This is a genomic window from Phormidium sp. FACHB-592 (assembly GCF_014695795.1).
GTDB lineage: Bacteria > Cyanobacteriota > Cyanobacteriia > Leptolyngbyales > Leptolyngbyaceae > Stenomitos.
Map to the genome: position 1 here is coordinate 1 of NZ_JACJOZ010000059.1, position 7,792 is coordinate 7,792.

General features: G+C 54.4%; 6 protein-coding genes. 2 read left to right on the forward strand and 4 right to left on the reverse strand.

Annotated features, from left to right (window positions below; translation table 11 throughout):
- On the forward strand, nt 1-683 hold a 683-nt coding region (locus H6F86_RS16100), incomplete at its 5' end, for a hypothetical protein (RefSeq protein WP_190449674.1).
- A 96-nt stretch (nt 684-779) separates the two neighbouring features.
- On the opposite strand, the gene H6F86_RS16105 is transcribed toward H6F86_RS16100, so the two are convergent.
- The 3 genes from H6F86_RS16105 to H6F86_RS16115 form a co-directional block, all read right to left on the reverse strand.
- Entirely contained in the window at nt 780-998 is a 219-nt protein-coding gene (locus H6F86_RS16105; protein ID WP_190449676.1) for a DUF559 domain-containing protein, read from the reverse strand.
- An 11-nt stretch (nt 999-1,009) separates the two neighbouring features.
- Complete coding sequence (locus tag H6F86_RS16110; RefSeq protein WP_190449678.1) at nt 1,010-2,422, reverse strand: DUF3160 domain-containing protein; 1,413 nt, start codon at nt 2,420-2,422, stop codon at nt 1,010-1,012.
- Nucleotides 2,423-2,613: 191 nt separating this feature from the next.
- Complete coding sequence (locus H6F86_RS16115) at nt 2,614-5,037, reverse strand: VIT domain-containing protein (protein ID WP_190449679.1); 2,424 nt, start codon at nt 5,035-5,037, stop codon at nt 2,614-2,616.
- Between the two features lie 238 nt (nt 5,038-5,275).
- Here H6F86_RS16115 and H6F86_RS16120 point away from each other — a divergent pair, with 238 nt between their 5' ends.
- Nucleotides 5,276-6,874: an NACHT domain-containing protein gene (locus tag H6F86_RS16120; protein WP_190449681.1), complete on the forward strand. Its 1,599-nt coding sequence runs from the start codon at nt 5,276-5,278 to the stop codon at nt 6,872-6,874.
- 511 nt (nt 6,875-7,385) lie between these two features.
- On the opposite strand, the gene H6F86_RS16125 is transcribed toward H6F86_RS16120, so the two are convergent.
- A partial coding sequence (locus H6F86_RS16125; RefSeq protein WP_190449683.1) for a DUF1810 domain-containing protein occupies nt 7,386-7,792 on the reverse strand: 407 nt, incomplete at its 5' end.

Below are 7,792 nucleotides of genomic sequence, written 5' to 3' on the forward strand. Positions count from 1 at the left end.
CTGAGCCAGCCCCTTATTTGAACGGGTCTGTGGCAGTCAGTGGTAACACTATTTTAGTGGGCGGCACCAAAAACGAGCCAGCGGGCGCTGTTGCCGTCTTTTTTGAGCGTCAGTCCCAAGCGGGCACTTGGGCTTACAAGGGAGAGTTCGTGTTTCCCATGCCGCAGAAGCTCCTTGGTCGCAGCATCTCTGGTGGCACCGGATCGGTTGCGCTGGATGGGAACACCCTGCTCTTGGGTGTGGTGCTCAGTGCGCCGGGTTTTATCGGCTCTGCTTACATTGCCAAACGCCCGGCTGCCAGCAGTGATTGGCAACAAACGGCTAAACTAGCACCCCGCTATGTGCAGCGTCCGGGCGGACTGCTCGGCTTGATGCTGGATTATGGGTTTGGTCGTCGGGCCGCCATCAAAGGCGATTACGCGGTCGTTGCTGCTGTTGGTCAACAAGCTAATTTCTTTGCCCGGAATAGCGAAGGGGAAGTGTTTCTGTTTCATCGTCAACCACACTCCGAGTACTGGTCGCAACTCGCCAAGCTAGTACCACGAGCGGACAGAAAAGAATTCCTACCCACGGTCAGCCTCTCTGATCGTTACGTTGTCGTTGGTGACCCAAGCGCACTGAATGCTCAGGGGGAACGCACGGGTGCTGTCCACCTTTTTGCGCTACCAACGGTAGCACCCTAAAGCTCGGCTGCCGTCTGTTACTCCCAACTTGACACTCTTAGACATCGACGAAGTAAGCCGCCTTTACGAGGTTTGTTACGCCCTCAACCACTCCAATCAGGCTGTGACTAACACATTCGGCATGAGAATCGACAAAAGCTCCGACACGACCGTCTGCGGACGCTTGAAGTAATCTTGCGCCGTAAAGCAGACTGTGGGCACACCAGAACGAAGCAACACTCGATCGCTGGCATAGTCTCTGATCGCCTGTCCTGCCTCAGCATGGTGCTGCCCGTCTACTTCCAAAATCAAACATTTGCCTTGGCAGAAGACCATAAAATCAGCCTCTATTCGTCCTGTGAGTTGGTCATTGCCGCCACTAAGTTCGGCATCACCTGATCATTCGCTAAGGCTGCAAACGCCACATCCAGACACGTAGGAATACGCCGTTGAACCTTCTCACCATCCCACTGAATGCGATCAAACACGACTTGAGCAAGTACCCAGCTATCTAAGACAAACTTTTGCCCCATCAGCGTGAAAGCGGTGGGCAGTTGGCTGGGTTGTCCCGTAGGAGCAACATCATAGGGATGCCCCGCGATCGCTTGTCCTCCAGGCGACGCATGAGTCAGCCGTGCTTGCAGTTGCACTAACGCCTCTTGGTGCTCAATCGCATCGAGGGTATGCATGTTAGCGTCTTTGAGCATCTGCCCCAAATGAGCAAAAGTGAGGGAATCACTCTGACCCACAAACGTTTGGAGCAGTTCATCAAAGTGCTGCCACTGCTCAAACCTGCCGGACTGCTGTAGTAGGTGATAGAGCACAACAGCCGCACCTAGTTCACGTGGAAAGGCTGTTGTAGCGGTGCCAACAAGGCGGAAGTCGATCGTGCCACACCACATCATGCCCCGGAAGTAGCGCTTCAACTGGTCAGAATTTTCGTAATGCCCCCGAGGCTTGAACTGGGAGTAGTCAACCAGTCGCTTCTGTCCAAACAGCTCCACCTCCTGTAACTGTTCCCCTCCAATCGCCGTCAACGTCTCGGTGACTCGTAGCGCTTGCCCTAGAACCGTTTGGATGAGCGCTGGGTTAGGCTGCGGTTTCAGTTCATCCTGCAGCAGGAGCGATCGCGCCACAGCGAGAAAGTAGTCCACATCTTGCAAGCTTTCCTGCAGTGGACCGTTGCCGTATTGCTGCCAGACGGCAGGCAGCTGCTCTGCTATGCCTTGCAGTAGTTCTGTCAGGGAGTGAAAGAGATAGTTCGCTTCCAGCTCTTCCAAAACGGCATCATAAGAACGGTGCCAGGCGTGCAAGATGGCATCTGCCGACACAAAGACGGGTAAATCATTGCTATAGAGGCGGTAGAAAAGTTCACTAAAGCTTTGGCCACCCAACCGTTCACTAACGACAAAGCCCTGCTGCTTGAACGCCGCCAATTCTCGCTCCGTCAGCCGAAAATCAAACGGACGTTGCTGTTGGCTGCTGGGTTGCTGTTGCCGTTCTGAGGGGTCACAGTTGAAGTCCTGCCAAAACTGAGCCGTCGTGGGGTCCCAGCTTAGCTGCGGTAAGTAGTGCGCGTGGCTGGAGTAGCGTTGAGCAAAGGCTTGCGGAGAGAGTTGTCCAACCTGTTGCAAGGCAGCACGAAAGGCGGCTTGCACCTTTACACTTAAGCCATCGGCGCTCAACGGTAAAGGGGTTGGCTTCGCAGCGGTCTGCGGCTCTGCGAATTGATCATCAGCAGGCGGATGAGAAGGTGCCATACTGCTCCTGGTGGTTTCGTCAAACGGTTTTCGGTTTCAAAATAAGCCATCGCCGTAGATGCCCCGGTTGCTTGCTCGCGCTGTCGTGATGGTTCCCGTAAAACTTGACTGTTTCTACTGGCTAGCAAGACTGTAACTCAAAAAAAGATGGTCATCGATGCCTTAAGGTCTACTCATTGGGTGCTTTAGGCTCACTGAAGGCGCAGGGTCAGACGAACCGTGGTGTTGATGGATGGATCGGGTTGCCAGGTGAGAAGCGATCGGCGAATTTCCCTAATTACTATTCCTTTTCCTTTTTTTACCGTAGAGGTTTGCTCATTCAAGCCAAGTTCATCCAGGACAACTTGGCTAACGCGACCGTTGGCCACTTGAAATTCAAAGACAAGCTTCCCGTGAAAGCCAATTGGTACTGGCAGCGACTGCAACCGTTGGGTGAGTTGAGCAATTTCCCTTTGTGCGAATCCTGCTGCACTGACAATCTGTAAGCGCTCACCCACCGTTTCAGACACGAAGCTGGACTCAGCGTCTTGTCCTCCGGGGCTAGAAACAGCGTATAACCGCACTGTTCGGGGTTGGGTTCGTTGAGGAAGACTGTTCGAGCCAACTAGCCGATCAACAGACTGAACAACAGCTTGGACAATAGACTGGGCAGAGAAACTTCTAAGGCTTTCAGGTGCAGGCGTGACAGTCGCCGTCATGGCTGGCAACGCACCCGCCGCCGCGCCACCAAAAACACTGACATGGCTGACACCTTCGGGCATTTCCACGGGTACCTGCACTGAGATGGCCTGCTCCTGAGGATTGACTCGCGCTTCCTCGCTGGTGGCAACGAACGCTGTATAGGGCGACAGGAGTTGATAGTCCAGCGCCGTATGGGTGACGGCGGCTACGCAGGCTTTAGTCTCGCCACTCATCATGTGATTCATCAGGTCTTTGATGCGCGCACGTCCCCAAAGTTGCGCGATCGCAGGCTGACCTGTGGCTTCAAACTGAAGGTGGAACGTTTGCTGATAGCGCTTGCCCCCTGCTGCAATGCCTGAAACGTGCAGCTTCCCGGACACCCGATCCGCTTTGCGACCAAAGATGACCAGGGGCTGTTCGGCAAATAAATCGGGTGGAGTGGGCGGATGCATGATCGGTGGTTCGCCAGCCCCTTCCCAACGGAGATGCAGATTCGTCAGCACGGGGTTGTTGATCTGCCGGAAGAACTGCTCAGCAACGTCTGCTGTGGGCTCATCGTGCCGCACGATGCGGGAAATGCCCCGACCGCACTCAGCGATCCGGTTGAGCAGAAAACGGTTCACTGAACTACCGGCACCGAAGCTATAGAGCCGATTCCCTGGCTGTAGCTGCTGCTGTACCTCGGCCAGAATCTGATTTTCATTGCCAATATAGCCATCCGTCAGTAGGACGATGCTCCGTAACCGTCCTGGCTGCACAAGGGGAAAATTAAGCACGGCTCGGAGACCCCGCAGCAGTTCTGTGCCACCTCCAGCCTGCAACTGGTCAATGTAATGCAGGGCGCGTGCCTGATTTTGGGGCGTATTCGGCAGTGGCAACGGCGACAGTTGGCGTGTCGTGTCGGAAAAATCAATGATGCTAAAAGTGTCATCGGGATTTAACCCCTGAATGAAGCGGCGCATCAACTCCTGGCACTTCCATAGTGGATCGCCCTGCTGAGAACCAGAGGTATCAATCAGAAACACGACATCCTTGGGCACCAGGTTGTCTGGACAATACTGGAGTGCCGGAATGAGGTAGAGGGCGAAATGTCCGCCCCGCTCGTCTGCTTGCGTCAGGATCGTCGCCTGGGTGTTGCTGCCAGCCACTTGGTACCGCAGAATCAGATCTTTGTTGGGAAGCGTGTCTGCACCCGCGAGTTGCACCCGCAGGGTTTGCCCTTCTTGTTCCACCTGGATTTGATGGGAGGGCGAAACAACTCGCTGCACAGGCATCCCAGCATCGATCGTCACCGTCACACGGATGTCATGACTGGAGCGACTTCCTTCCGGCAGGATGGGTGCATTTAAGCGAGAAGCATCAGGCACCAAATCGGTATCCTGGTTACGGGTCAGGGGAGCGATCGCTGTACCGCCCCCCATCCGCTCGTCTTCAATAGTGATACCCGGAATATAGCGAGGACCCACAACCATCGGGAAGACAAATTCGTAGTCACCCCCTTCAAACGTCAGACTGGCAGTGTAGCGAAGCATGACCTCGATCGACTCGCCGGGTTGGATGTTGGCAAGGGACTGAGTAAAGATATTGTCCCGCTCTTGCTCCAGCAGTCCCGCCGTATATCCCTGTTGCTTTGCCTGCTCGTACAGTTGTTGTGCTTCTTGACGTTTTTTGATGCTGCCTTTGATAATGCGCTCGCCCAGCCGCAGTTCCATCTCATCTACGGCTGCTTGATCCGGTAAGGGGAAGACGTATGTGGCTTCTAACGTGGTGGTGAAGGGATTGGCAAAGGATTGGGTGATTTCTACCCGTGACACGTTCCCCGCAATGTGGGCGTTGACCGCCGTATGCTGGAGGGGAAAAACAAGCGGTGGTCGATTGGGTACCTCGACAGATAAGCCACCGACTTGGCGTTTAAGACTTTGCACTAGGGTCATCGCTGGCGTTCCTTCCACATTAGGTTTGCTTGTTTCCAGCGTAAGAGCGGATCACTGCAAGAAAGGCTCACTTTAGTGCTCACCTCTGTGCTCAGTCGTGCTCAGTTTATCTCCGTTCGCTCAAAAATAAGCCAAAATCAAAGCACTCTGATGGCGGTGCCACCCTGGCTGAAGCGCGGTCTGATTAGCCGTTAGACCGTCATCACCTCTTTCTTGATCAACCAAAAGCTAAACGCGTATGGGTAGCACAAGCTCGCTGAAAGCATCGGTAGTCGGTTTGGCAATGGTTGACCAGGCACGACGGCAACGTGGCTGGACGAAAACCAGTACCGCCCGCTGGTGGCAAGACGCTCACACTTCCAGAGCTACCTTGCGGCGATTTTGGCAGGGTGACCGTATTCAGCACGATATTTTCATTGCCCTCTGTCAGGCAGTAGGACTGAGCCAGTGGGAACAGATTGCCGACTCGACAGCGCCGCCCCTTGAAGAAGCTCTCCCAAAAGAGACAGCGCTTTCCCAAAACATCGTGTATGACCTGGACGAAGCGCCTGATGTAGAGAGCTTTTATGGGCGCTATCAGGAGCTCAATCTCTTGACTGAATGGATGGTTGTCGATCGCTGCAAGCTGTTGACCATTTTGGGCATGGGTGGTGTCGGCAAAACGGCACTGGCATTGGCACTGGTGGATCAGCTGGGAAACCAAGGAACCAAGGAGCAAACGTCCTCTACACAATTCGCTCCTGCCTTGCCTTTTGAATGCATCCTCTGGCGATCGCTTCAGGCGGCACCGACCTTGCACCAGCTACTCGATAGTCTCTTGTATACATTTTCCATGGGGCAACCCATGCACACTGCCCATGATGTACAAATAGGTCGTCTCCAGCTATTACGTTATTTGCAGACACGGCGCTGCCTGCTGGTACTGGATGGGTTGGAAGCAATTTTGGATAGCAACAATGCCTATCGCTCAGGCTACGAGGAGTATGGCGAACTCTTCCTGCGGTTGAGCCGCGATCGTCACCAGAGCTGTCTTCTGGTGACGAGCCGGGAGCGACCACCAGGCTTTGACGGTGAGGGCGAGAAGGTCCGCTGCTTGACTTTGCGGGGGCTATCCACAGCTGCCGCTCTAGACTTACTGCAAAGCCGATCTTTCACAGGCAAGGAACAGGGGTTACAGGCGCTGACCAGGCTCTATGGTGGCAATCCACTGGCACTCAAGTTAACGGCTCCGCTCATTCGGGATCTGTTTGATGGCAATGTGCTTGCCTACTTAAATCAGCATACGGTAATGATGGGCAACCGCCTCCGTGCCATGCTTCAGCAACAACTACGGCGGCTGTCTGCTCTGGAGTGGGCAATCGTTTACTGGCTGGCAATCTGGCAGGAACCCATCTCTCTTTATCGTCTGCAAAGCCATCTTCTCGATGTGCCTGATGCCGCCGTACTGTTAGAGAGCATTGTGAGTTTAGAAGAGCGAGCGTTCGTGGAGAAGCTGTTCCTTCAGGCTGAGCCATTGCTCACGCTCCAACCCTTTGTGATGAAAGCGGTCAGCGAGTCCTTGGTCAAGCAAGCTGCCGAAGAGCTTTGTCAAGCAATCCAAACCAATCAGATCACCCATTTTCAAGTCATCCGCACCCACTGCCTCCTGAGACCGGGAACAGACAATCTTGCGGGCAATCGCCTCTTGACCCAACTCCGCGACCAATTAGGGCCGTTGGCTGGTAGTCAGCTGCTGCGATCGCTGAGTCGTCTGCTGCCCCTTTTGCAATCACAGTCTCCTTTTGCAGTCGGTTATGCCGCACACAATTTCGATGCACTGCTCCGCCTCCTGACTTGAAACAGCCTAGCATCAGGGCTGACTCACGTGATGGCAAGCATGTCATGATTACTCTGGGAGCTCGTGCAGTAGGGCTAGAGCGCGCACGCAAACAAGTCAATGTGCTGAAGAGCGCTGAAACCTCAGTCGTTTGCGAGCGCTTCGCTACAGGTTAACCGATACTACCGTTGCATCGGCGACTATGCGTCTCAAAACTCGTCTCCCAATCAAAGTCTCAAAAGCAAGCGGCAGCAATGAGTTTTGAGACAAAACGGCAAGATCCTTCACTGAGCGGTTTTGCGAGCGAATCGGTAATCACTGTTGAGACAGCCTTACAATCAGCTTTAGCGAAAGCCCTATCCTACAAGGCTTTCACGCTGCCCTGCCTCAATTTCCACCGTTTGTTTGACACTCTCAACTGGCACACCTCATGCGCTGCCAACAGTAACGCTAGCCTGATCGCTACAGCTGCCGTATAAGTCTTGTGCCTAGTTGTCCCCGAGAGTTCACTTCAGAGCCTCACCTTAGAGTCTTACGTGTCTTTGCCTCCAGCCTTGAGGAAATGGAGCGTCTGCTTGTCACGCTCGCCCTGAAAGAATTGGTCGAGTAGCTGATCAAAGACCGATCCTACAGGAGAAACGGAAGCAAACAGGGTCGCGCAAGACTTTAACTTCATCGCGTCAAGGGCACCAAAAATCGCGTCAGCGGAGCGTCCCTCGACACGAAGAACCGCCTCACAGCACTCGATCAACCGTGGACCAAGCAGAGGGTGGCTCAGGTAGGCCTTCGCTTCCGCGGCGCTCTTGATCGCATAGCGTTTGGCGGCCTGACTGGACCCGAGACCATCGCACTGCGGAAAGATGTACCACATCCAGTGAGAGCGTTTCTGTCCCTGCCTGACCTCGGAGAGTGCACGTTCGTAGGCGTTGGTCTGTGCTT